The organism is Reinekea forsetii (genome assembly GCF_002795845.1).
Lineage (GTDB): Bacteria > Pseudomonadota > Gammaproteobacteria > Pseudomonadales > Natronospirillaceae > Reinekea > Reinekea forsetii.
Genome location: NZ_CP011797.1, coordinates 98075 through 122660 on the forward strand (window position 1 = coordinate 98075; position 24586 = coordinate 122660).

Annotated in this window: 28 protein-coding genes; 17 read left to right on the top strand and 11 right to left on the bottom strand. The window is 55.4% G+C overall.

All coding sequences use genetic code 11. From position 1 onward, the window contains the following. Positions 1-63 precede the first annotated feature (63 nt). Positions 64-1512 carry an ATP-binding cassette domain-containing protein gene (locus REIFOR_RS00550; RefSeq protein WP_100255705.1) on the bottom strand — a complete coding sequence of 483 codons (1449 nt, stop codon included), beginning with the start codon at positions 1510-1512 and terminating at the stop codon, positions 64-66. Positions 1513-1643: 131 nt separating this feature from the next. Here REIFOR_RS00550 and REIFOR_RS00555 point away from each other — a divergent pair, with 131 nt between their 5' ends. Then, positions 1644-3143: a carboxypeptidase M32 gene (locus tag REIFOR_RS00555; RefSeq protein ID WP_100255706.1), complete on the top strand. Its 1500-nt coding sequence runs from the start codon at positions 1644-1646 to the stop codon at positions 3141-3143. Between the two features lie 619 nt (positions 3144-3762). Then, on the top strand, positions 3763-4632 hold the full coding sequence (locus REIFOR_RS00560; protein ID WP_100255707.1) for a PA4780 family RIO1-like protein kinase: 870 nt from the start codon (positions 3763-3765) through the stop codon (positions 4630-4632). Positions 4633-4689: 57 nt separating this feature from the next. Here the strand turns inward: REIFOR_RS00560 and REIFOR_RS00565 are convergent, their stop codons facing one another. Then, on the bottom strand, positions 4690-5376 hold the full coding sequence (locus tag REIFOR_RS00565) for a hypothetical protein (protein WP_100255708.1): 687 nt from the start codon (positions 5374-5376) through the stop codon (positions 4690-4692). Here REIFOR_RS00565 and REIFOR_RS00570 point away from each other — a divergent pair. Beyond that, positions 5375-5614 carry a hypothetical protein gene (locus REIFOR_RS00570; protein ID WP_100255709.1) on the top strand — a complete coding sequence of 80 codons (240 nt, stop codon included), beginning with the start codon at positions 5375-5377 and terminating at the stop codon, positions 5612-5614. The two genes, REIFOR_RS00565 and REIFOR_RS00570, sit on opposite strands and share 2 nt — an antisense overlap. Before the next feature lie 118 nt (positions 5615-5732). On the opposite strand, the gene REIFOR_RS00575 is transcribed toward REIFOR_RS00570, so the two are convergent. Together REIFOR_RS00575 and REIFOR_RS16815 are read right to left on the bottom strand one after the other, a co-directional pair. After that, positions 5733-6257 (bottom strand): methylated-DNA--[protein]-cysteine S-methyltransferase, encoded by a 525-nt coding sequence (locus REIFOR_RS00575; protein ID WP_100255710.1) that lies wholly within the window; start codon positions 6255-6257, stop codon positions 5733-5735. Then, positions 6254-6394, bottom strand: coding sequence for a hypothetical protein (locus REIFOR_RS16815; protein WP_158524249.1), 141 nt, complete (start codon positions 6392-6394; stop codon positions 6254-6256). The genes REIFOR_RS00575 and REIFOR_RS16815 overlap by 4 nt, the downstream gene beginning before the upstream one ends. 279 nt (positions 6395-6673) lie before the next feature. On the opposite strand from REIFOR_RS16815, the gene REIFOR_RS00580 reads away from it, so the two are divergent. After that, entirely contained in the window at positions 6674-8035 is a 1362-nt protein-coding gene (locus REIFOR_RS00580; RefSeq protein ID WP_193437314.1) for a ribonuclease J, read from the top strand. 28 nt (positions 8036-8063) lie between these two features. Here the strand turns inward: REIFOR_RS00580 and REIFOR_RS00585 are convergent, their stop codons facing one another. Continuing rightward, positions 8064-8840 carry a phytanoyl-CoA dioxygenase family protein gene (locus tag REIFOR_RS00585; RefSeq protein ID WP_100255711.1) on the bottom strand — a complete coding sequence of 259 codons (777 nt, stop codon included), beginning with the start codon at positions 8838-8840 and terminating at the stop codon, positions 8064-8066. Positions 8841-9062: 222 nt separating this feature from the next. Between REIFOR_RS00585 and REIFOR_RS00590 the strand changes: the two genes are divergently transcribed. The 4 genes from REIFOR_RS00590 to REIFOR_RS00605 are packed head-to-tail and all read left to right on the top strand — an operon-like array spanning position 9063 to position 11808. Next, positions 9063-9530, top strand: a complete 468-nt coding sequence (locus tag REIFOR_RS00590; protein ID WP_100255712.1) for a rubrerythrin family protein — start codon at positions 9063-9065, stop codon at positions 9528-9530. A gap of 50 nt (positions 9531-9580) precedes the next feature. Beyond that, positions 9581-9754 carry a rubredoxin gene (locus REIFOR_RS00595; protein WP_100255713.1) on the top strand — a complete coding sequence of 58 codons (174 nt, stop codon included), beginning with the start codon at positions 9581-9583 and terminating at the stop codon, positions 9752-9754. An 11-nt stretch (positions 9755-9765) separates the two neighbouring features. Further along, the gene (locus REIFOR_RS00600; RefSeq protein WP_100255714.1) at positions 9766-10884 is read left to right on the top strand and encodes an NAD(P)/FAD-dependent oxidoreductase; all 1119 of its coding nucleotides are present in this window, start codon (positions 9766-9768) and stop codon (positions 10882-10884) included. Between the two features lie 3 nt (positions 10885-10887). Then, positions 10888-11808: a hydrogen peroxide-inducible genes activator gene (locus REIFOR_RS00605; protein ID WP_100255715.1), complete on the top strand. Its 921-nt coding sequence runs from the start codon at positions 10888-10890 to the stop codon at positions 11806-11808. On the opposite strand, the gene zntR is transcribed toward REIFOR_RS00605, so the two are convergent. Beyond that, positions 11774-12181, bottom strand: coding sequence for a Zn(2+)-responsive transcriptional regulator (zntR, locus tag REIFOR_RS00610; RefSeq protein ID WP_100255716.1), 408 nt, complete (start codon positions 12179-12181; stop codon positions 11774-11776). The two genes, REIFOR_RS00605 and zntR, sit on opposite strands and share 35 nt — an antisense overlap. 191 nt (positions 12182-12372) lie before the next feature. Here zntR and REIFOR_RS00615 point away from each other — a divergent pair, with 191 nt between their 5' ends. Further along, entirely contained in the window at positions 12373-12657 is a 285-nt protein-coding gene (locus tag REIFOR_RS00615; RefSeq protein ID WP_100255717.1) for a MazG nucleotide pyrophosphohydrolase domain-containing protein, read from the top strand. A 36-nt stretch (positions 12658-12693) separates the two neighbouring features. Here the strand turns inward: REIFOR_RS00615 and REIFOR_RS00620 are convergent, their stop codons facing one another. From REIFOR_RS00620 to REIFOR_RS00640, 5 genes are all read right to left on the bottom strand, one after another. Further along, a complete protein-coding gene (locus REIFOR_RS00620; protein ID WP_100255718.1) occupies positions 12694-13308 on the bottom strand; it encodes a 3'-5' exonuclease in 615 nt (204 codons plus the stop codon). 94 nt (positions 13309-13402) lie between these two features. Further along, on the bottom strand, positions 13403-14185 hold the full coding sequence (locus REIFOR_RS00625) for a hypothetical protein (RefSeq protein ID WP_100255719.1): 783 nt from the start codon (positions 14183-14185) through the stop codon (positions 13403-13405). A 105-nt stretch (positions 14186-14290) separates the two neighbouring features. Next, complete coding sequence (locus REIFOR_RS00630; RefSeq protein WP_100255720.1) at positions 14291-14707, bottom strand: GFA family protein; 417 nt, start codon at positions 14705-14707, stop codon at positions 14291-14293. A 399-nt stretch (positions 14708-15106) separates the two neighbouring features. Then, positions 15107-15844, bottom strand: coding sequence for an NUDIX hydrolase (locus tag REIFOR_RS00635; RefSeq protein WP_100255721.1), 738 nt, complete (start codon positions 15842-15844; stop codon positions 15107-15109). Beyond that, positions 15831-16295 carry a TetR/AcrR family transcriptional regulator gene (locus tag REIFOR_RS00640; protein WP_100255722.1) on the bottom strand — a complete coding sequence of 155 codons (465 nt, stop codon included), beginning with the start codon at positions 16293-16295 and terminating at the stop codon, positions 15831-15833. Before REIFOR_RS00640 ends, REIFOR_RS00635 begins: the two co-directional genes overlap by 14 nt. A 144-nt stretch (positions 16296-16439) precedes the next feature. Here REIFOR_RS00640 and trpB point away from each other — a divergent pair, with 144 nt between their 5' ends. From trpB to REIFOR_RS00680, 8 genes are all read left to right on the top strand, one after another. Beyond that, positions 16440-17702 (top strand): tryptophan synthase subunit beta, encoded by a 1263-nt coding sequence (gene trpB / locus REIFOR_RS00645; RefSeq protein WP_100255723.1) that lies wholly within the window; start codon positions 16440-16442, stop codon positions 17700-17702. Continuing rightward, complete coding sequence (gene trpA, locus REIFOR_RS00650) at positions 17702-18469, top strand: tryptophan synthase subunit alpha (protein WP_100255724.1); 768 nt, start codon at positions 17702-17704, stop codon at positions 18467-18469. The genes trpB and trpA overlap by 1 nt, the downstream gene beginning before the upstream one ends. Before the next feature lie 390 nt (positions 18470-18859). After that, complete coding sequence (tssB, locus tag REIFOR_RS00655) at positions 18860-19342, top strand: type VI secretion system contractile sheath small subunit (RefSeq protein WP_100255725.1); 483 nt, start codon at positions 18860-18862, stop codon at positions 19340-19342. 77 nt (positions 19343-19419) lie between these two features. Further along, positions 19420-20862, top strand: coding sequence for a type VI secretion system contractile sheath large subunit (gene tssC / locus REIFOR_RS00660; RefSeq protein WP_100255726.1), 1443 nt, complete (start codon positions 19420-19422; stop codon positions 20860-20862). A gap of 116 nt (positions 20863-20978) precedes the next feature. After that, positions 20979-21494 (top strand): type VI secretion system tube protein TssD, encoded by a 516-nt coding sequence (tssD, locus tag REIFOR_RS00665; protein WP_100255727.1) that lies wholly within the window; start codon positions 20979-20981, stop codon positions 21492-21494. A gap of 81 nt (positions 21495-21575) precedes the next feature. Next, entirely contained in the window at positions 21576-22442 is an 867-nt protein-coding gene (gene tssJ / locus REIFOR_RS00670) for a type VI secretion system lipoprotein TssJ (protein WP_145980197.1), read from the top strand. Between the two features lie 88 nt (positions 22443-22530). Then, entirely contained in the window at positions 22531-23907 is a 1377-nt protein-coding gene (tssK, locus tag REIFOR_RS00675) for a type VI secretion system baseplate subunit TssK (RefSeq protein WP_100255729.1), read from the top strand. Positions 23908-23911: 4 nt separating this feature from the next. Next, positions 23912-24571: a DotU family type IV/VI secretion system protein gene (locus REIFOR_RS00680; protein ID WP_158524250.1), complete on the top strand. Its 660-nt coding sequence runs from the start codon at positions 23912-23914 to the stop codon at positions 24569-24571. The last annotated feature ends 15 nt before the right edge of the window (positions 24572-24586 follow it).

A 24586-nucleotide genomic window follows, 5' to 3' on the forward strand; every position in this document is an offset into this window, starting at 1 on the left:
AACCTGGCCCCTTAATCGGCCCTATGGCGCGTGCCGCGCCGCGACCGATTGAGTGCGCCAGTGTTAATCCGGCACGATGCGGAACAGGGCTTGGCCGGTGGTATCGGGTTCAAACACCAGGTTCTGCTCAATGCAGGCCAGCGTTTCGTCTTGCCGATGGGACACGAACAACAACGTGGTCGGGCCCTGCGCCAAGATGCGCGCCACCACATCGAGTACATAGAAGCGGTTAAAATCATCCAAGCCCTGAGTGGGCTCATCGAGAATCAGCAGCGGCGGTTGTTTGATCAGTGCCCGCGCGATCAGTACCAGGCGCTGCTCGCCCATCGACAATGCCTTAAAGGGCCGCTGTGCCTTATCGGCCAGGCCGATCAGGGCCAGCCAACTTTTGGCCAGCTCAGTCTCGCTGGTGCCGACACTCTGGTAAACGCCGATCGAATCGGTCAGGCCCGATAATACGGCGGTCAGCACATTGCCCGATACGCGATAATCGCGATGTAAATTGCCCGAGACAAGGCCCAGATGTTTCTTGATTTGCCAGATGCTCTCACCCTGCCCGCGTTGGTAGCCGAGTACCTTTAATTGATTCCGATAGCATTGCGGATGGTCGCCGGTGATCAAGCCTAGGAGGGTCGATTTACCGCACCCATTGGGGCCGCGCACCTGGGTATGGCTGCCGGGTCGCAACTGCCAATTGAAATCCTGGAACTGATAAGTCTCGTCATATTGGACGAAACCATCGACCAGATCGATTAATGGCTTATGCTCCGGCCAATGGGCCAATTGAAAGGCTGATTGGCGCGGCGGCAGGGCCGCCATGGGACGACCGACGGCCAACAGCTGCTGCCAGGCTTGCTCGATATCGCTCGGCATGGCACCACTAAACAGCATTGCACCCTTATTTAATAAAGCCAGATAAGGAAAGCCGACCACCAGGTCGCTCAGTTGATTGATTAACAGCATCAGCTGTTGGCCCTGTTGGATCAGCTCGGCCAGCACCCGGTGTAAATCCAAGCGACTGGCTTGATCCAGCCCTTCGAATGGCTCATCCAAAATTAGCAGTGCCGGTTGCGCCAGCAGGGCACGGGCGAGCATGACGCGGCGCCCCTCTCCGGCACTGAGCACCCGATAACCGCGCTGAAGTAGGGGCGTCAGCTTGAGCAACGCAACCAGACGATCGTGCTGCGCTGACCAGGGGGCAATTTCCGCTAATAGGGCGCTGACCGGTGTGCCGTCATCGATATGGTCGAGAAAGTCGGTGTCATCTCGATAGAGCTCCCGTTCATAGAGTTCTTGCTGCGATTCCAGTGAGACCCAGGCCGTGCCGGCAATCGGGTCGTCGAGACGGCCTTGTGAGCAATGTATTTCGCCGGTTAACAGGCGCGCCAGGGTGCTTTTACCGCTGGCATTAGTGCCCAGCACAACCCACGATTGACCGGCCGGCACATGCCAATTGATTCGGTCGAGAATGGTCTGGTTCTGAATCGTGACGCTGACATCGATGAGCTGCATGGGTTGGGTGTACCGAAGGTCGAATTTGCCGATATACTGGCCAAATTAGTCGACAACTACAAGATTCGATCGACTAACGTACGACTTTTACACCGCATTCTGAGCTATTTGCCAATCGAGGGTGATCCCATATGAGTTACGAACTACTGAGCAAGACCTTCTACCGGCTGGCGCAGTTGGGCCATGCCAATGCCCTGTTAGGTTGGGATCAGCAAGTTATGATGCCGCCTAAGGCCAATCAGGCACGGGGCTTGGCGTTGGCCGAACTGTCTGTGATGAGTGCGGAAATATTGCAGGCACCGGCCTTGGTGGAGGCCTTTGCCGCGGCCAACGATCGGCAAGATCTGCTCGCCGACTGGCAACATGCCAATCTGCGCGAGATGCGCCTCGATTGGCAGCGTGCCTGCGCTATCCCGAAAGATTTGGTCGCCGCCGAAGCCATGGCCACTAATGAGTGTGAGCATGCCTGGCGGCAGATGCGCCGTGACAATAACTGGCGCGACTTCGAACCCCTATTGCAGACCGTTTTTGATCTGGCCAAAGAAAAGGCTCAGGCATTACGCGCCGCCCTGCAGGATGAGCGAGGCTACCAGAGCGACTACGATGCCCTGCTGGATATCTTCGATCCCGGCACTCGGATGAAACGGATCGATCCGCTGTTCGCCCAGTTGAAAACGGAATTGCCGAGTCTACTTGAACAGATCCGCGCGCGACAAAGCAGCCAACCACCGCTGATTCGCCAGTCACAGCCGGTTGCCAAGGCCAAGCAAATCGAGTTGGCGCGCGAATTGATGAGGGTCTTGGGTTTTGATTTCGACGCCGGACGCCTCGATGAAACGGGTCATCCCTTTAGCGGTGGGGTCAGTGAGGACAGCCGAGTCACCGCCCGCTATGATGAAGATAATGTCATCGAAGGCCTGATGGCCATTATTCATGAAACCGGTCACGCCCGTTACGAAGCCGGCTTGCCCGAAGCTTGGCGCCATCAGCCGGTTGGGGGCAGTATGGGCATGGGCGTACACGAGAGCCAGAGCCTGTTTTTTGAAATGCAGCTCGGCCGCTCGCAAGTCTTTATCGATGCCATCGCGCCGCGAGTCAGGCAATATCTGGGCGCGGATCCCGCCTTTGCGGCCGACAACATGCGTCGGCTCTATACCCATGTCGAACCGGGTTTGATTCGGGTCAATGCCGACGAGGTCACCTACCCCCTGCATGTGATCCTCCGTTATGAGCTTGAACGCGACCTGATTGCCGGGACGGCACAGGTTAAGGATATACCGGGGCGCTGGGATGAGGCGATGCACCGCTATCTGGGCTTGAACACCGAGGGTAACTATCGTGATGGGCCGATGCAGGATATTCACTGGCCGGCCGGCGCCATCGGTTATTTCCCGTCCTATACCCTGGGCGCGATGAATGCGGCCCAATTGCATGCCGCCCTGCTCAAGGCCGTGCCGAAGGCGCCGGAGCTGATTGCCGAGCTCAATTTGGAACCCGTCTTCAGTTGGTTATCGGACAATATCTGGCACCAGGGTCGGTCTCTGAGTTATGACGACCTGATGGTTCAGGCGACCGGTGAAACGCTTAATTCGGCGCATTTTTTGGCCCATATTCGCAGTCGATATCTCTAGGGCGTTGCATAGACCGGATCTGATCCGGATGGCGACTTGTGCGCCTGAGCCGTGTCGAGGCGGGCGGTGCCGACGCCATGGCCAGAGAACAGTCTTTACTTCGTAGCCGTTAGGGCCATAATTCACTGGCAAGCAGCGTTCACGATGCTTTAGCGCTGTATGCCTGTTCGCAGACCGATTACAGAGTTTGACCAACAGTGTCACCCGTTTCCTGGAGAAACCGTCATGAGTAAAGAACAGCACAGTACCAAAGAGAACAAAAAAAAGCCGTTACTGACCGCGAAAGAAAAGAAAGCGGCGAAAAAAACCAAGAAAGATACCAACGTTATAGGTCAGTAGCAGGCAGTTGATCATCAGCCGTGGCGATGACGGTTCGATTTTGTCAACCGACTAGCACGGCGCGGCTGATGTATCAGTTGGCTCATTATCTTGCCAGCCCTTTCTCAACGCTCGTCCTAACTGCCAAGTTACTCGGCATAGCTTTGCGGCAATAATGCCAGCGTCTGTATCGAGTCATTGAATATACACCCCACATAAGTGTTAGAATGGTCGTCATTTTTCGGCCGATGCCAACATCGGACGGTCGAGCCGAGTTGTTCACCCTACTTGAAAGGTTGCCATGAAAGTTCCTGCACGCCTACAACCACTCGTCGACGATGGATTAATCAACGAAGTGATCAGCCGCCTGATGAGCGGAAAAGAGGCGGATATCTTCATCGTCCGCTGTGGTGACCATGTTCGCTGTGCCAAGGTCTATAAAGACGCCGCCAAGCGCAGTTTTAAGAAGGCCGCACAATACCAGGAGGGCCGAGCCGTGCGCAGCGGTCGTCGGGCGCGGGCCATGGAAAAACGCTCGACCTTCGGGCGCAAGCAGCAGGAAGAAATCTGGCAAAATGCCGAAGTGGACGCCCTTGCGCAGTTAAAGGCCGCCGGCGTTCGAGTCCCGGAAACCTATGGCTGTATCGATGGCGTGCTGTTGATGGAGTTGATAACCGATGATCAGGGCGATGTAGCACCGCGCCTCGATGATGTGGTGTTAACCGAAGAGCAGGCCTTAGAAGATCACTATCTGATGATGCATTACATTAAGCTGATGTTGTGCGCTGGCCTGGTACACGGTGACTTGTCAGAATTTAATGTCCTGCTCGACGCTTATGGGCCAGTCGTGATCGATCTACCGCAGGCTGTCTATGCCGCGGCCAATAACAATGCCCAGGCGATGTTTGCCCGGGATGTGAATAAGATGACCCAGTACTATGCTCATTTCGCGCCCGAACTGGCCACAACCCGATACGCCGAAGAAATATGGGAGCTGTTTGCCGCGGGTGAGTTAACTGTCGACTATGAATTAACCGGCCTGTTCGAAGGCAACGATGAGAATGCCAATGTCGACTCGGTGCTGGAAGAAATTAAAGCCGTGATTCAGGAAGAACAGGAAGAGCGTGAGCGCATTGCCCGGGTCACCGGAGCCGATGACGACGAGGACTAGGTGGTCCGCATTGAACGCCCATCACTAGGATGGGCCCGCTTTATAGCGCCGTGCTGATTAGGCGTCTGGCGTTGCCTTAACGTCATTCTGCGCCTGATGAAAGACTCGAAAGACAAACACGGCGTAAAAGGTCCCCAGCACACTGAACAGTTGCGACGGCAAAAACTCGCTGAAAAAAGGCGCAATCTCCAGTTCATTGAGCAGATTGGTGAGCATCAGCGCCGGAAAATAAATTAGCGCCGTAATAACCAAAAACCCACCCAATATTAGCCTGAAGTAACCGCCACTGAGCGTCCAGCTGGTGCGCATGGCATCCAATGGATGCTGTTTGTTGAGCACCACCGCGTACTCCGCGAACATAAAGCGCACCATAAAGATCAGACCCGGTATGACCAGCATAAAGAGCCCGCCGAGGATCGCCGCAGCATAGAGAAAGTTAACCGCCGCAACCGGGAACCAGAGCCGAAGACCCTGCTTCCAGAGGGATGGCAAGGACGGATATTGGCCCTCAACTGAGGCGGCAATCGCCAGGACCAGCGCGCCTTGGGAAATAGGGTAGATCAACAAAGACAACAAAAAGGGTGTTGACGGATTGGTTAGTAGACCGCTATCGGGCAGCTCCTGCTGATTAAAGAGCAGCTCAAAGAGACCCACAAATATCGAAAAGGGTAAGACAATCATCGCCAGAAAAACAAAATTACGCCGATAAAAATTGAGTGAATCTTTTAACAGGTTGAGCAACATGTTGATCCTTAGCAGTCAGGGATGTTCGGTGGTCAATAGTCTGGCGCCCTACCTCGGGTCGCCCGGTGCGCGGGATTATCGCAGCCGGGCGTGGGCCAAGGCAATGTTACCGAGCGATTATTACCAATCGCTTGCCCTCGACCGATCTGGGTTATGGACAGATCCGTCGACGAATTCGGCCGGCACGCCAGAGCTGTTCCGAATAGACGGCCACAGTCTACCCGAAACCGCTCAATAAGCTCCAGTTAAGGCGTGATAAACAGCCAGATGGACTCGTGCATGCCAAGGCTTTGGCCGCAGGGACTCGACCCACTTGCGCTGTCGAGAGACGACAGAGGCGCCGTTCAGGCCTCGACTCAGTCGAAGCGGACTGAGGTCTTATGGGGGATGTTTGCCTCATGGTTGAGCAACCAGACTTTGCGCTCAATACCGCCGGCATAGCCGGTCAATTGACCGCCTTTGCCAATCACCCGGTGGCACGGCACCAGGATCGAAAGCGGGTTTTTGCCATTGGCCATGCCCACGGCACGCGCGGCCGTGGGCCGGCCGATGGCCTCGGCGAGATCCTGATAGCTCCAGGTTTGACCATAGGGAATGGTGCCTAGGGCTTGCCAGACCAGGCATTGAAACGGTGTGCCCGATGCTGCCAGCGGAACACTAAAACTGCGCCCCGAGCCGGAAAAGTGACCGTCAAAGTAGTCGGCCAGTTCGGCGCGGGCCCAGCGAATCATAGCATGGTCGGCTGACGGCCGCCCCAGGTCGGCCGGTTGACTGGTCTGACGGGTAAACCAGACGCCGAGCACGCCCTGGTCATGCGCGCTCAGCGTGATCGGGCCGAGGGGGCTGTCGATGCGTTGATAAACAGTTTGATAGTCCGTCATAAGGTTGCATTCCCGCATTGAAAGGTGGCGTAGCTGCCCCAGGGCGAGAGGTCGGCAGCGGCGACAAAAAAGTGGCCATCACGGGCCGCTCGGGCGCGTTGACATTGGCTGGGGGTCAATTCGATGCGCTCAGTCATACCTTGGCCTGCAAAGCGGAGTATAGCAACCCAGTGTAAGGGCTTTTGGCCAATAGACTAGCCATTTTTGGAACTAAACCTGAGGCGCTCGGTCATCGACCTAACCGGTAGATCAAGCTCTGTCGATCATGCTGTGCCTGTGTCGAGAGCCTGTAAAGGTGGTGCATTGCGCCGGCGCGGCTAACATCTGCCGGCTTTAAAGGTCGCGATAAGGCCCCTGTCATCGTATCATCCTGGTAGATCGGTCGCGCGACCGAGTATTTGGTTTATTAAAAAGGAATGTTCACCATCTCCACTCTCAGCCCCAGCGAGCACGACCTCTGGTTTCTGCCCTTAGGCGGTACCGGTGAAATCGGCATGAACCTCAATCTGTACGGCCATGCCGGCAAATGGCTGATGGTCGATTGCGGTGTCACCTTTAATGCCAGCCTGAGCCCAGATGCCACGACCTTGCATGAGGTAGTCAGTGCCGATCCGAGCTTTATTGCCGACCGGCACGAGGATTTGGTCGGAATCGTGATCACTCACGCGCATGAAGACCACCTCGGAGCGGTGCCGCAACTCTGGCGTCGGTTTCGCTGCCCGGTCTACACCACCGCCTTTACCGCTGAATTTTTGCGCCGCAAGCTGGCCCAGGTCGGCCTGGCGGGCAAGGTGCCAATTATAGAAGTTGAATCGCGTGCACGCATCGATATTGGCCCGTTCAATGTTGAATGGTTACCTCTGACGCATTCCCTGCCCGAGCCGCATTCCCTAGTGATTCGCACCGCTGCCGGCAATGTGTTCCACACCGCCGATTGGAAGATCGACTATCAGCCGGTGGTGGGTGAACCCTTCGATCCGTTGCCGTTTCAGGAATTGGCGCACGAGAACATCACCGCCATGGTGTGCGATTCCACCAACGCCAATCGACCCGGCCGTTCGCTCTCGGAGGGGGAACTCTATGACGGCCTGTATGAGTTAGTTGAGGCCGCCGAGGGCCGTGTTGTGGTGGGCTGTTTTGGTAGTAATATCGCGCGGCTTATTACCTTGGCGAAAATTGCGCAACAAACCGGACGTTATATGGCCTTGCTCGGGCGGTCCTTGCAGAATATGGTCAGTACCGCCCAGGCGACCGATGTCTGGCCCAAGGATCTGCGCCTGATCGAAGCCAGTCATCTGGCCTACTTGCCCAAGTCGGAAGTCTTATTGGTCGCCACCGGCAGTCAGGGCGAACCGCGTACGGCGTTGAATCGGCTTGCCAACAACAGCCATTACGCTTGCGAGTTGGACGTCGGCGATACGGTGATCTTCAGTTCAATCGTTATTCCGGGTAATGAGCACAGTGTCGCCCGGCTGATTGCCGCGCTGGAACGCAAACAGGTGCACATAGTGGTCGCCAAGGCTGCGGCTAAACCGATCCATGCCTCCGGTCACCCCTGTGCCGATGAGGTCGCCGAGCTGTATCGTTGGGTTCAACCGACAATCGCTATCCCAGTGCACGGTGAAACCGAGCATTTGCACGCCAACGCCGCAATTGCTAAGGCGGCCTTTGTGCCCATCCAGCTGGTGGGCACCAATGGCGACCTCTATATTCTCTCGGGTCGGGTTCGAATTCGACCTCAGGTGGTCAAGGCCGGGCGTATTGCCCTAAAGCAGTAGGTGGTTTCGATTGCTCTCGGCACGCGTCTCAGTCGGCCAGTCTAATGCCCGATAGGGCCGCCGATCGACTCCCAACTACCGGGCCATTGCGGCCATCGTGGTAAGTGAAGACCAACGCATATTTGGTGCGGTTACTGTGGTTCGGTGCTGCGCTGTGCAGCAGTTTGCAGTGAAAAAACAGCACCTCACCGGCGGCCAAGGTCAGATCGACCGCCTGTGCCAACAGCGGTTCATTGTCAGCGCGGTCGGGATCCAAAAAAAGTTGTTGGTCAAAGCGCTCGCTCGCTAGAGCCAGTCGATGACTGCCCGGCACCACCCTCAGTCCGCCATTTTCGCCGCTCTCGTTGCCCAGCGCCAGCCAGACACTGATCAACTCAGGCAAGTCGAACGCCCAATAACGAATGTCCTGATGCCAACCCGTGGCACTGCTAAAGCGTGGATTTTTAGTCATTAGGCAATTGTGGTGCACTCGATTGAGCACCACGCCAGGACCGTCCAACAGGGTCGCCAGACTCTCAACTACGGCCTTGTTGGTCGCCCAGGCTTGCCAACTGCGGTGCCGACCGTGCGCGCCTAACAGGCGCCGCACCGTGCTGCCGCCCCGCGCCTGGACAGAGTCCGGTGCGCCGGGGTAGCCGGTACTGGTTTCCAGCTCCAAGGGTTGTTGGGCGTCGAGCAACTGCTGCTCGGCCGCATCCTGCATACGGGCCAATTGGGCCGTATCGATAAAGCCGCGCTCGGTCGCGTTGAGTATCAGGTAGCCCCGAGTATGAAACTGATCGATTTCTTCAGGCGTAAGCGGCACGGCGGGTCCAGCTATAAATTAGGAAGCTTATTCTGCATAAGTTGCTGACCAATGTCGAAGCCATTTACGGCTTAAATCGCCTGGCTTTTTCAGAATTAGGTCGCGCCTGCGAAAGCTGATCACTTTAAGTGGTTTGTTCAATATATAATATTGATTTTATTCGTTATAAGCGATTAAATAACCTAGGTAAGATCTGTTTCCTAACCAACTGAGGAACAGATTATGAGCCAAACCATCAAAAACCTAGAAGCCGCCTTTGCCGGCGAAAGCATGGCCAACCGTAAATATCTTTATTTTGCCAAGCATGCCCGTCGCCTGGGGGCGGAGAATGTGGCACAGATATTTGAGGCCACCGCTGAGCAAGAAACGAAGCATGCTCACGGCCATTTAGAGCTATTATTTCCACCCGACAGCCTGAGCGTCGAAACCATGTTGCAACTGGCCATCGATGGGGAGACCTACGAATACACTACTATGTATCCGGAATTCCGTAATACCGCCATGCTCGAAGGCAACCAAGCGGCCGTGAACGAAATGGATGAGCAGATCGAGGAGTCAAAAGAGCACGCTGAATTATTCAGCCGACTGCTGCTAAAGGCGGAAAAGCGTTTTGCGGCCCTGGCCAAGGTCGAGCAGCGTCATGCTCAACATTATCAAGCTACCTTGGACAACCTAAAGTCCAATCCTTAGCCCTAGCCAATATAGCCGAGTTAACCCGAACCCCATTGGAGAACAGCACTATGAGTGATTTTAAAAAGTTTGAATGTATCGTCTGCGGTTTTATCTATGACGAAGCCTTAGGCCTGCCCGAGGAAGGGTTGATCGCCGGCACGCGCTGGGCAGACATCCCTGACGATTGGGCCTGCCCGGAATGCGGCGTGGCGAAAGAAGACTTCGAAATGGTCGAACTTTAGTAGGAACCTTTATGAATCTGGTAATAATTGGCACCGGTATGGCAGGTTATACGCTGGCCCGGGAAGTGCGTAAAAAGGACCCACTCGCCCGGATCACGCTGATCACGCGCGACAATGGCGACTCCTATAGCAAGCCCATGCTGTCCAATGCCCTCGCCGTGGGCAAGTCACCGGAGCAGCTGATTCTGTCACCGGCGGCTAAGATGGCCGCCCAATACGATCTGCAGGTTCTGGTGCAGACCCAGGTGACGGGCATCGATCGCGACCGACAGCAGGTGCTGACCGACCAGGGACCAGTCGACTACGATCAACTGGTCTTGGCCTGGGGGGCTGAACAGCTGCACTTACCCACGGCCGGTGACGGCGCCGATCAGGTGGTGCGCGTCAATCAGATTCACGACTACCAACTGTTTCGCGAGCGCCTGGCAAAGGCGGATCGGGTAGCGATTATCGGTCCGGGTCTGATTGGCTGTGAATTCGCCAATGACCTGCTCCATGCCGACAAACAAGTCACGGTAATCGGTCCGGATCCATGGCCGCTGGCGAGCCTGTTGCCTGAAACAGCCGGTCGTTTTGTCGAGCAAAAACTGACCGCAGCGGGCGTACAGTGGCAGTTGGGCCAGACCGTGGCCCGAATCGACCAAGCTAAGGCGGGCTTCACGCTAACCCTGTCCGATGATCAACACTTGGAGGTCGATCTGGTGCTCAGTGCAGTCGGCTTGAGACCCAATGTCGATCTGGCCAGCGCCGCCGGTCTGACGGTCTCGCGTGGCATAGTGGTCAACCCGCTCGGCCAAACCGATGATCCCCGTATCTCGGCACTGGGGGATTGCGCCCAATACGGTGAGCGCTGGTTGCCCTACATCATGCCCATTATGCATGCTGCACGGGCACTGGCGGCGACTCTGACCGGAACGCCGACCGATATCGTCTTTCCCCTGATGCCGGTGGCGGTGAAAACACCGGCCGTGCCGATCAGCTTGGTGCCGGCGCCTCCAGGCGCACGCTGGAGCTTTATCGAGCAGGACGAAGGGTTGGTGGGTCGGGCAAAGTTGGACGAGCGAACCGTTGGTTTTGTCTTGCTCGGGCCGCAAACTTTGCGGCAAAGCTTGGTTAAGGAGCTTAGTTGAGCCATGGCGGTGCACTATCCGAGCTTTAAACAGCTGCAGTACTTAGTCGCTCTTGTGCGAACCGGTCATTTTGGCCAAGCTGCGGAGCTGTGTTTCGTCACCCAATCGACCATGAGCGCCAGTATTGCCGAGCTGGAATCCCTGCTCGGGGTGCAGTTGGTCGAGCGGATTAATAAGCGCAACATCATTATTAAGGCCGAAGCCAAACGGTTGGCCGCCGATGCGGAACAGCTGTTGGCCTTGGCGGACCGCTGGCTGGGTTCGGCGGATCCGACCCAGCGGCCGATCGCGGCGTTAAAAGTTGGGCTGATCCCCACCATCGCGCCCTTTTTACTGCCACGCCTGCTACCGGCGGTGCATCGGCAAACATCTCCCTTACGCTTGGAGAATAGCGAAAAAACCAGTAACGAGCTGGTCCAGGCGGTCACATCGGGGGCACTCGATGTCGGCATCTTAGCGCTGCCGTTCGACACCGAGACGCTGCAGGTTATGCCGCTATTTGATGATCGCTTCTATGTCGCGCTGCCGCGTGGCCATTCACTGGCGCCAGCCACTAGCCTGAGCGCGGCAGATCTGCTTGGGCACAAGTTGTTGTTGCTCGAAAAAAGTCACTGCCTGAGCGGCCATACCCTGCAAGTCTGCCAGTTATCGACCGACAACGAGGTCGCCGGATCCAGCCTGTTCACCCTGATGCAGTTGGTGGCCAATCATCAGGGCATCACCTTGGTGCCGCAATTGGCGGTCGCAGCCTTGAGCGCACTTGACAGTGGCCTGGTCTTTATTGAGTTTCGGGAACCGGGGCGGCACCGCGAGGTGGCCTTGGTCGTGCGCACCAGTTGGGCGAACCAAGCCGGGGTGATGCAGTTGGCGGGGCTCATTCGTGAACTGATTAGTGGTCCTGAGGCTGATCAAGGGCCTCGATAATCGTACAATACTCGGCGCTTTCGCTGCCACCGCAGCAGGCGTTTGAGAGTTTGTGCAATGCGCTTAACATCTGCGTCAGTTGGTCCCTCTTGTGCGTCACTTCCTCTATCTTGCGATCGGCCAAGCTCTTGGCTTCGGCGCAGACATGGGCGGATAAGTCAGACCGAATCGATAGGAACACCCCGACCTCGTCCAGATTGAAGCCAATCTCGCGGGCGCGTCGAATAAAGACGGCGGTGTCCAAATCGCCCTGGCTATATAGCCGATAGTTGCTCTGCGTGCGAGTGGTGGCTCGCAGTAGGCCACTTTTTTCATAAAATCGCAGGGTGTGGGCGGATAAACCAGACTTTTTTGCTAATTCACCAATTTTCATCGTCGCTCCTTGAGGTGCGTCTGTGCGCTTAGGGCCGAGTATAAGGCTTAGCGCTACATTTAGAGTCAGTTTTGTCAGTCGCCTTGCTCGGCATCAAGACGCGCGTTTTTTGATGAACTTTCGTTGCCGAGCGGGCACAATCGAGCGCAACAGTCGGCCAGCCGTCGGCCCAATTCAGAGCGAGGCGTCCCATGAACCTAGTCGAACTGCAGGCCCATATCCAAGCAGTTGATACCCTAGACCGGCCCGATCCCGGCTACTTTTTAAAACTGGTTGAAGAGGTGGGTGAATTGTCGGAAGCCATCCGTGCAGAAAAGGTTGGCCAGCCCACCCTGAGTGAGCTGAAAGGGTCAATCGCCGAAGAGCTGGTGGATGTGTTGTATTACGTCGCCGCGCTGGCCAATCTATATCAGATCGACTTGACCACCACTTTCGAACTGAAAGAACAGCTCAATAAGATAAAATACCAGCGCTGATCAGTCAATATTACTGAACTGTGCTAGCGCAAACGGCTAGCTCGGCACGGCCAATAATCGGGCGATACCCGGCTTGGGCGTTTTGCACAGTTTCTGCATCAACGCAAAGGGGATTTCGCTGCGCTGGTAAGTGGTGCGGATGCTTGCCAATATCGCGAGCCAAAGTTGTGCGGTCATCTGAGAGTCATACAGGGCCCGGTGAAAATCGCCGGTCGATTCGATGTTGCAGTAGTCGACTAGGGTGCCTAAGCGATGGTTCGGGGCGGACTGGAAGACCCGCCGCGAGACTAGAAGTGAACAGGTAAACTCGCCAGCATAGGGCTTGTTAATGCGCTGCAGTTCGGCATCGAGAAAGCGTTTATCGAACGACGCGTTGTGCGCCAATAAGTTGCTGGTGCCGATGAAGTCAGCAAACTCGGCCATCACCTCGCCACAAGGCGGCGCATCCTTGAGCAGCTCATTGCTGATACCGGTATAGTTTTCAATAAAGGGCGACACTCGCCGACCCGGGTTCATCAGTGACTGAAAATGCTCGGTGACACGACCGTTCTCGATGCGCACCGCACCAATCTCGATCGCCCGATCACCTTGGTCGGGTGACAGGCCGGTGGTTTCAAAATCGAGTACAACCAGTGAATCGGCGTTGGCCATGGGTTTCCCTTCTGATAGCGCGGACTGGCAATACAGCTGCCCGGTCGCTTAGGTCGAGGAGTCTAACCGAAACCCGAAGCGATGCCAGTGCCAATTATTCCGCCCCAGAGGATCCAAAGCGATAATTGAGCAGGGCAAAGAGGTTCAGTTGGAGCGGTTGTACTGCAGCGACTTCCTGCACCAGGTCATTATCCGGGCGGCTGAGCGTCGTTGACAGCAATAATCGGGTGGCGTCATTGAGCCGATAGATAGCAAATATATTGGCTTCGGCACCCCGGTAGTGACCTTGTGCTAGCGGTTGCGCGATATCGAGTTTTTGTTGTGTGAAGGCTTTGTTGTCTTGCAACCAGGCTAGGGTGCCAATAACGGTGAGGCGCCATTTTTTGCTGATAAAGATCGGCGCTCCGAGTGATACTTTTTCACTCAGTTCATCAGTCCGATCGTCAAAACCAACCGAGCGCTCATAACCTAAGGGGCCGAGGGTGGTTCCGAACCGGCCTGCCAACCCGTCGCTATACTGCAGTGCCGCATTGAAGCCATAACGGAACCAACCGCGTTGCCCACCGACACTCATGCTGCTGCTCGGATAACCGACGCTCAGTTTGGTCTGCAGCGCGGCCGATTCCAAGCTGCGCCAGTTGATGCCGTTGATACCCAGACCAAACTGTTGCCATTGATAGCTGAGGCCAGGCAGTAGCATCCACTGTTTGGTGTCGGTCTGCAGGCCGGGAAAGAAGGGTTTTTCGACCACATCGGCGGTTAGATCCGAAGTCACCAGACCCACGCCCAAGTTGAGACCGGTATCGTCATAGGCATTCGCCGAGAGAGCGGCCAAGGAGGTGGCCAGAGCCAGGCTTACTAAACGTAGGCGATTCAACGCAATATCTCCGAATTCAGGGTGTTGAAATTACGCTTTGGTAACGCAATTGGATCTGTGCCGATGCTTTTGGCCGGACCGCCTGGCCCGACGTCTGGGTGTTGGTTAGGCGCCTTTTTCGGCGGTGGGTACGCCTTCGGGCAACTGAAACCAGTCCTGCTTTTCGCTTACCCAGATATGGGCAGAGGGGTTGAGCACTCGGGTGTCGTCCAAGTTGCTGGCCTTCAACTTGATATTATTGGGTTCAGCCGGGTTCACATGATAGATCCGGTTGCCGCAGGTCGGACAAAACTTAGCGCTGCTGAGATTGCCGCTGTCGCAGGTTCGACTCCAATCCGCCATGGCACCATGAAACACCAGCTCGCTCGCCAAGACCACGGCGGTGATGCTAAAGGCGCTGGTCGACAATTTCTGACATTGAACACAGTGACAGGCAAGGACCTTTAGCGGCGCGGAAAGCAGCTCATAGGTCACGCCGCCACACTGGCATGAGCCCTTGATCGGAAAGCTAATATCACTCATTTGTTGCTCCATCTTATTATGATTAGGTTGGATTCGGATTTGTAGGGCTCAACACCTGGCCGTCGAGAACTTTAATACACCATCGGCATTTTGCTCAGTTAAATGTATTCTCCCACGGTCTGGTACGCGATGAGTATCGTTATCGGCTGGTTTTTCATTCAGTAGAATTGAACTTGGCTGCCAGATTGGTCTGGTTTTATAATCGAATCACCTCTCAAATATTGGCTCAGTAAGCAGCCGATCGAAGACCTAAACCTGCGGTGTAACTGCAGTAAGCCTCGGTCGCCTCGGCCGCTTCGGTCCCGCCGTTGGCCCGTCGCACGGCGCCTTGTCGATAACGAGTGGGTGACGAAGCGCTGGCCCAGCAGCCTTAAGACGGTTCACAATGCTTAGCGCCGTTTAGGGGGCCAGCAGGATCTCTCGGCTGCCGAGCGGATCGGGGTCAAATTCGAAGGCATTCGGCGTTAAGCCACTGCTGTCGGTGAGCGATGCCACCAGATGGCGGTGAAATCGACTGCTTTGGCTGTCGGCGAGATAATCGGCGACCGGCATCCAGACGGCGGCTTCTATCTCGGCAGTGTCCTGTATTTCGATCGTTGTACTTAGCGCGGTAAGCCGGCAAACCAGGTACAGGTTACCCTTGTTGTATTGATGGGGGTACTTGCCGATTAAGCCGACCAGTGCGCTAAAGCTAGCCCGAATCCCGGTTTCTTCGCGCACTTCACGTTCAGCGGCCCGTTGCACCGACTCCCCCATATCGACATAGCCGCCGGGCAATTTAAAACCCTGTCCGCGCATCATGCGATCGCGAATAAGCAATACCTCGCCCGCCGGGTTTAACACCAGCCCACCGACGCCAAGGGTGTGCGTCGGTGCGAAAGGGGCATAGGCGTCGGCCTGGATCCGCAGCACCAGGGTCAGTTCCTGTTCTTGACAGAGCTGGAAGACAAAGCCTTGCTCGGTAAAGCAGGCGATCAGGTGGGCCTGGTGAATCGGTAAGGTGAGCCAGACCAGTTGTTTACCCGCGTCGCTCAGTTGGCCGATCAGTCTGCTTAGCTCGTCGGGTGATACCCTGTCGGCTGTCAGCTTGATTTGGGCACCATTAAAGAGGTCATAACGAACATCAAAGGGTTCCATCGAACAGGTGCCTCAGCAGAAGATGGCTGAAGTGTGCCTCTATTGGTTGCGGATCGAAACCCCGTTCGAGCGCCCAGCGCGTAAGTTCGTCACGCCAGGGCCGATCGAATCCGGCCTGAAAGCACGCCTTAGCCGCCGGACATCGGCCGTTCTCACCTATTACCAACCTATACAGCCCTAAGCTGGCGGGGCTAAAGCAGTCCCGGTCGAGTTGGTCGGCGAGCTCGTCCAAGGTGGCGGCCTCCAGCCGAGGTGCGGGCCGATCGCGCAGCCAGACCTGAAGCACATAGCAGAGCAGCGCCGCCTTGTCGGGAAAATGGTTGTAGACGGTGGGTTTGGACACGCCAGCTTGTTTAACCACCATATCCACCGAACTGCCCTTAAAACCGAATTCCAGGAACAAAGGCAGGGCAGCATGGGCGATCTGGTCTTTCTTTGAATTCTGGGCCATAAAAACTGCTTGATTGTCTAATTGTCTTGGTGCAAACTTTACTAAACCGTTTAGTTAATGTCACGCCCTAATGGCTTCATCGGGTGGTGCGCTGCAAACCAGCCTAAACGACATGTCCAGCTCAGCTTCAACTAAGGAATTATGATGATACGCAGCAACAATGGCTTTTTTGGTGAATTCGGCGGCCGCTATGTGCCCGAAATTCTGCTCCCAGCCCTGCAACAGCTGGAGACCATGTTCTTTGAACTGCGTGAAGAGCCATCGTTTTGGCAAGAATATCTCACCCTTACCCAAGAATTCAGTGGCCGCCCGACGCCGCTGACGCCGTTGCGACGGCTGTCGGCCCAATTGGGCGGGGCCCAGCTCTGGCTCAAGCGGGAAGACCTGAACCATTCCGGCGCGCATAAGATGAACAATGTGCTCGGTCAGGGCCTGTTAGTCCAGCGTATGGGTAAGAAGCGGGTAATAGCTGAAACCGGCGCTGGTCAGCACGGTTTGGCGACGGCCATTATGGCGGCCCGCCTGGGTTTGGACGCGACCATCTATATGGGTGCCGATGATATCGAACGGCAATACTCAAATGTCTTTTGGATGCGCCAGTTGGGCGCGACGGTAGTCGGCGTTGAGACCGGTGCCCGGACCCTCAAAGAAGCGCTCGATGAGGCCCTGCGCGATTGGGCCGCGAGCGTGGAAACCACGCACTATGTGCTCGGTACCGCCTGTGGTCCGGCCCCATTCCCGGAAATGGTCAGCTACTTTCAGAGTGTGATTTCGCAGGAGATGAAGGTCCAGTCTCTGGCGCAGATTGGCCGCTTACCCGATGAGGTGGTTGCCTGTGTCGGTGGTGGTTCCAATGCCATGGGCGCGTTTTCCGCTTTCCTCGATGATCCTGAGGTAGCCTTAGTGGGTATCGAGGCGGGCGGCATCAGCTTGGCGCCCGGCCAGCATTCGGTCCGGCTCTTGCCCAATACCGCCGAGACGGGCATCGCCCAAGGTTATAAGACGCTGTTTTTGCAAAATGAGGATGGCCAGCTCGGCGATACTCATTCTATTGCGGCCGGTTTAGATTATGTTGGCGTATCGCCGATCCTGGCCCATCTGAGCCAAACCGGACGGGTTACCCCGGAAAGCGCGCTCGACCATGAAGTGACTGATGCTTTTAAACTCTTGATGAAAACGGAGGGCATTATCCCTGCGATGGAATCGGCCCATGCCCTAGCCGGTGGGTTCAAGCGTGCCAAGAGCATGCGCCCGGATCAACATGTCATTATTAATTTGAGCGGCCGGGGGGACAAAGACATTTTCAACATAGCGCGCGCCTTTCCGCAACCAGAGTGGTCTGAATTTTTAGAGCGCGAAGCGGTGCGTGCCAAAGAACTGTTTGCCGCCAGCCAAGGAGAAAGCTAATGCTGCCGATTCAACACGCTAAATTACAGGTAATGTCCCATGCCGTGGTCGGCTTTCCATCCTTGGCTGAAAACGAGCTCGCCATCGCCGGCCTGGTCGAGGCCGGGGTCAAGATGATCGAGTTGCAGGTGCCCTTTAGTGATCCGGTGGCCGATGGCCATACCCTGGTCAACGCCTGTTATGAGGCGCTGAAGCAGGGTGGCTCGGTGCGCGCGACGCTAGAACTGGCTAAAACCGTGAGTGCTCGCCACCCAGAGGCCACCTTTGTGCTGATGAGCTATCTCAATCCGCTCTATCGCTACGGCTTGGAGAAGCTGTTCGAGGACGCCGCGGCGGCCGGCTTTAAGGCGATGATCATTCCCGATATGCCAGTAGAAGAATTGGAGCCCTGGTTGCCCAAGCTGGACGCCCTAGGTTTGGCGCCGGTGCTGATGGTGACGCCGAACACCGCCGAGGCGCGCATTGAAAAAATCGCACGTGCGGCGCGCGGTATGATCTATGTGGTGTCCCGCATGGGGGTAACCGGCAAGCAAACCCAGTGGGGTGCCGAATTTGAGCAGTATGTCGCGCGCATCCGCCAGCATACCGATCTACCCTTGGCGATCGGCTTTGGTGTGCGTGCCGCGGAAGATCTCAAGGCCCTGACCGGTGTCGCGGAGGTGGCAGCCTTCTGTTCGCGCTATATCGAATGGCAGCGCGATGAAGGCAGCGCCGTAGCCGGCGAAAAAATGGCTGCCCTGTTGACCGAATCCGGCCTCAACGCCTGACCGCAAGGGGCCGATACGGGCCCCTTGCTCCCTTTTTATGTTAGCGCGACCTACCTTGTAAACTGGCCCGAAACGTCGGCCAACTTAACCGCCCTTTCGGGCCTTATCAGGCTATCTACTGCTGGTTTTTCTTATTACACTGTATTATTCTCAGGACTAGCTAGTCTAAAAGAACACTGTGATTCCAGATTTTGCAGTAGCCTCACGCCAGCAACAACAATAATGAATGTAAGAGAATAGCTTAGTCCAAATACCAATGACCGTACTGACAGGGCAAATTCACATTAACTCACCTTCGAAGTGCACCGTTCATAGCATAGATTTTTTATCCGCGCGCTCGGGCCTTAGCTCGTTAGCTCGTTATATATAAGAGGACTTCGAGGAGGAGTTATGGCTAAAAATACGACGGGTAGTGTTGCCCCCAAAGAGCGTATTAACATTTCGTACCGTCCAGCAAACGGCACTACGACCGAGCGGGTTGAGTTGCCATTTAAGATGATGGTATTGGGCAAGTTTTCAACGGAAGACAATGCCAGTCCCTTGGCCGATCGCTCACCGATCAATATCAACAAGGCCAATTTCGATGAAGTCATCGAAAATCTCGGCGTGACCCTCAACTTTAGCATCGAAAATCACCTGACCGATGGGGGTGAAAATATCGATGTGCACCTGCCGGTCAGCAAGATTAAGGATTTTGAGCCCGACTCGATCCTTGATGCCATTCCAGAGTTGCGTAAAACCATCGAAGCCCGTAATGCGCTCAAGGCTTTGAAGGGACCCATTGGCAACGTGCCGGGACTGCGCAAGACGCTCAAGCTGATGCTTGAGAACCCGGACAAGCGCGATCAGCTAAAACACGAATTGGGTCTTTAAGAGACACCAAAACATTCGACGCTGCCTAGTCGGCGTCTGCGGTTCATATAATTGGATAAGAAATAGAGGGTTTTGCGATGAGTAAGCAAGCTCAATCACTCCTAGATGAGGTCATGTCACAGACCCGCCTAGAAGAGCATAGCGATGGCTTCGATCTGGCCAAGGCCGGTGTGCAACGGCTTTTGTCGGGCATGCTGGCGCAACAAGACGAGATGGTTGTTAAGGTCGATAAAAAGGCCGTAGACGATATGATTGCCGAGTTGGACGCCCGTCTGAGTCGACAAATGGATGCAATTTTGCATCATCCAGAATTCCAAAAAAGCGAGCGCAGCTGGCGTGGGTTGCAGTTTTTGGTCAATCGCACCAACTTTGATGAAAATATCAAGATCGAACTGCTTGATGTTACCCTCGATGAGTTGAAAGAGGACTTCGAAGACGCGCCCAAGCTGAGCCAATCGGCTTTTTATAAGATTGTGTATACCCAGGAATATGGCCAGTTTGGTGGCGAGCCTGTCGGTGTGGTCTTAGGCGACTATAACTTCAGTTATGGTGCGGCCGATGTTGAGTTCCTCAAGCAAATGGCAGACCTGAGTTCGGTCACCCATGCGCCCTTTATCAGCTCGGCCGCCCCAGCAATGTTCGGCTTACAGGATTTTTCTGAATTGGCCAGCCTGGCGGAAGTCGAATCCATCTTTGACGGCCCGCAATATAAGGCCTGGCAGGGTCTGCGCGAGCACGATACCGCGCGCAGCCTGGGTTTGGTGTTGCCTGATTTTATGGGTCGTGTCCAATACGGCGTTAACAAGCCGGTTAAAACCTTTGAATACGCCGAAACCGTTCAGGGCAAAAGCGATTACCTCTGGTCTAACTCGGTCTATGCTTATGGCACTCGTTTGACCGAAAGCTTTGCCAACTACCGCTGGTGTCCGAACATTATCGGGCCTCAATCCGGTGGTGCGATCCTCAATATGGCGGTCAATGCTGTTGAGCGCGATGGCGCCCAAGGTCTGGATGGACCGGTTGAAACGGTCATTTCCGACCGTAAAGAAATGGAACTGTCCGATCTGGGTTTCATCTCACTGTCCTTGCGTAAAGGCTCTGATAACGCCACTTTCTTCTCATCGAACTCGGTTCAGCGGCCTAAGATATTCGGCTCCGATCCGGAAGAGAAGGCCATGGAGCTTAATTATCGGCTGGGTACTCAGCTACCCTATCTGTTTATCGTCAACCGCTTAGCGCACTATATCAAGGTTCTGCAGCGTGAAAACCTGGGATCTTGGAAAAGCCGTGCCGATCTGGAAAGCGAACTGAACAAGTGGATTCGCCAGTATATCGCCGACCAAGAAAATCCATCGCCGGCAACGCGCAGCCAGCGGCCATTGCGTAAAGCGGCGATTATCGTCACTGAAGTCGATGGCGAAGCGGGTTGGTATGAAGTGGGTCTGGAGGTTACGCCGCACTTTAAGTTTATGGGCGCAAACTTCACCCTGTCGCTGACCGGTGTGCTGGAACGAGCCTAGCGTTGAACGTCTAGTGTGCTAATTAGAGAAAAAGACCTACGGTGTCGCCTGCCTTGATAGCAGCAGGCACCGTTGGTTTTTGGTTTGATCACTAACAACCTATTAAGGAAGAGATCATGGCTACAGATATTTTCATGAGTATTGAAACCGAAGAAGGCGATTCCATTACTGAAGGCGCATGCACCAAAGAAAGCATCGGTGCCTATTTCAAGTCAGAACACGAAGATGAGATCTATGTTGTTGGCTTCGCGCAGAAGGGCAGCATCGCAACCGATCGTCTGAGCGGCCAAATCACCTCGTCCCGCCGACACGAATACCTACGTATCACCAAATTGATCGATAAATCGTCGCCGCTGTTGTACCAGCTGCTCGCAGAGCCGAAGGGCCTCACCTGCTCGATTATGTTCTTTCGCAGTGCCGACACCGGCAGCGATGGCCAGCCAGTGCATTACTATTCGATCGAATTGGAAGGCGCCAAAGTAGTCGAGATCGAAACCATTTCGCCCAACATGTTGGACGCCAGTTTCGATGACTTTATGCCCTATGAAGAGGTGAAGTTCACCTTCAACAGCATTACCTGGAATCATGAAACGGCCTCGAGCACCTCCACTGATAATTGGTCTGGTGAATAAGGGTTTAGTATCTTGCAGCGCAGTCGGGTAACAACAGCGCGAGGGTGTCAAGTCGGTCTAGCGGTAACGCTGTGCCTACTGGTGACCAGCTGTGCGCTGCTTAAAAAGCCGCCGCAAGGCCAGGCCTGGGACGGGTCGATCGAAACCTATGCCCCAGGCATGGTGGTACAGCCTATGGCCTCGGTAGAGGTAGCGCAGGACTCACCCCAGGCCAATGACAGCGCCTTGCCACTGGGCTTGATCGGGGCTAACCCGGCTGGTGGTGGGGTGGGCATGGTCCAGCAGCTGTTGAGTAAAGCCTTGCCTGGAGTGGAGCTACCGGTTACCAGCGAGGTGCCGACGCAAAACCTGACTGCTGCGGAACAGGCCAGTCAGGCCAGTGAAGACCGCACCGGCTGGCAGTGGGACGATCGAGCACGCAAATGGACCCTGACGGCGAGTACAATTCCCCAAGCGCAGGAATGGCTGTATGAGAACGAGGCCCTATTGCTGCGCATCTCAGCCCAGGACGAACTCAATGTCTTTGAGGGCGCCAGTCATGCCACGGTGGTCAAGGTGATTCAACTCGATAACCCCAAGAATTTCAATCGACTGCGTCAAGACCCCTTTGGTTTAGCGGATATGCTGACTCAGTCGGCATTGGATGCCAGCTTTTTGGCCGAAAAGCAGCTCTATCTGATGCCCGGCGGCAGCATGACCCTGACCCTTGATCGAGAAGAGGGCGTACGCTATGTGGGTATTCTGGCGGGCTATTATCGGCTCGATGAATACAAAACGGTGACCCGTTTGATCAGTATCCCGGCCGTATCAGAATCGTTAGAAACCGGCTTACTTACCCGTCTGTGGCCGCTCAACAAAGAGGTCGTGCGTCAGCGCCCGGCGCGCTTGAAGATCTGGTTAGATGCGGGCGAACAAGAAATAGCTTCGGTGGCTATTCAGGTTAATTGACCTGTGGCCGGGCCGTCGAATAATGAACCAACAGCGTTATCAGCCAATAGTCGCTGACCGTGACTATTGATAGGAATCGAGGCACATCATGCATAAACCACTTTACTGGCATCATGGTCTGTTTTTGCAGCCGCAGCATTTTCAGTATCAGGACCAGGCCCTGCACGCCACCATCGACAAGGTCTGGAAAACCCTTGCCGGAGATCACTGGGGTGTTATCTCAGCCAAGCTTGATGAAAATCTGTTGGTCGAAAACATCGTGCAAGTTCAGACTGCCGACCTAGTGTTTCAGGATGGCACCTGGGTGCAGTTGCCCGACACCGCAACGGTGACGCCGCTGGTCTTAAGCAGTGAAGCCTTTGGCGCGGATGCCAGTCTAATCGTCTACCTGGCCCTGCCCAAGCATCGAATCAACCAGAAGGCGCTCGGACAACGCTATCTGGACACGGAGAGCCCCGTGCCGATGCCCGATCTCTATCAGGGTGGCGACCCAATCGATATTCCGGTGCTAACCCACAGTTTGCGCATTGCCCTCAAGCATAGCCAATATTCGCCGGGCACAGCCGCAGATGGTCAGTATCTGCAACCGGAAGAACAGTCAATTCCGATCGCCCGCCTGGTTTGGCGCAACGATCGCATCGAACAGGACGCTGAGTTCATCCCGCCTAGCATAGTAATTGCTGGCGTGCCGGCGTTGCAGCACCTGGTTGGCAGTTTGCTCAAGGAGTTGCTTGACCGTTGTCGCCAGCTGGAAGACTACAAGGGTGGTCAGGACAATGGCGAGTTCAGCAGTCGCATCTTCCGCTTCCGTCTGGCCTTGCAAACTCTAAGCCGCTACACCGCGCAGCTCGATCATATTAGCGCCTCCAAGCGAGCCACCCCTGATGAGCTGTATCTCTGTCTGAAGCAGCTCTTGGCGGAAGTGAGTGTTTTTACCCCGCGCGTCGATGTACTTGGGCAACGCGGTAGTAATTCTGAAGCTCTGAACTATGAACACAGAAAAGCCGATCGCTCTTTTAAACAGCTCAAAGAGCGCCTGTTAGAGACACTCAATGAATTGTCCGTGCGCCCCGAGCGCCTAGTGCGTCTGGAACCGTCCGGAGTGGATCGACTGCAAGCGGTCTTGCCGGCGGATTTTGCCAAAAACCTAAGTCGAGTCTTTATGATTGTGCGCAGCACTGCGCCGGTCAGTGACTGGCGCGATGACTTGTTGGCCTTTGCCAAGCTGGCGCCCGCCAATCTCCTGCCCACTCTATTGGACAAGGCGATCCCCGGTATCGAAATTGTGGCCGAGGCGAACCGTCCAGAGGGACTGCCTCAACGCCCGAATTCGTGGTATTTCCGACTAAATTTGGACCACGCCAGCGATCTGCTGCACGCCATTAAACAGGGTGAGGATTTGGTGCTCTATTGGCCTGACCGACCAGATGATATCTCAGTCGAACTGGCCCAACTCAAAGGATAAGTCTATGCATTTGGTCGATTGTTTCGTCGATGTGTTCACCTTTGTCCGGCAATTGACCGCCGTTGACAGTGAACCCATGTCCGACACCGCCGTGCGTCAGCGCCTCGATGAACTGCTGGCCACCAAGGCCCATCTGGCAACAGCGGGGGGCTACCAGAGTCAGCATTATGATGACGCCAAATTTGCTGTGGTCGCATGGCTCGATGAAAAAATTATTGGTTCCGATCTGTCTATCAAGGATCAATGGCGCACCGAGCTAGCGCAAAAGCATTATTTTAATACCGTTAAAGGAGGTCAGCTGTTCTTTGAAAAACTCAGTGCCCTCGATCAGTTTGACGCCTTCGAGATGGATGTCCGGGAGGTGTTTTTCTATTGCTTGGCGTTCGGTTTTCACGGCAAATATTATACCGATGCCGGCGTCCAGGAGCTGGCCGCCATTCGAACGGCGAATTACCAACTGCTGATGCAAAAGCAAGGCGTGGCGGATACCAAGGCGATGTGGTTTAGCCAGCAACCGATGGCCGGTGGAGATGCCGATGTCGGCGCGAAGCCTCAGGGCTGGGCGCTGATGTACGGCGTGCCCTTGCTGGTGGTCACGGTTGCGGTGGCCTGGATGCGAGTCGATCTATTGGGTTTGATAGAAAATTTGGTAAAAACACTGTAAGCCAAAGGTGTCCGT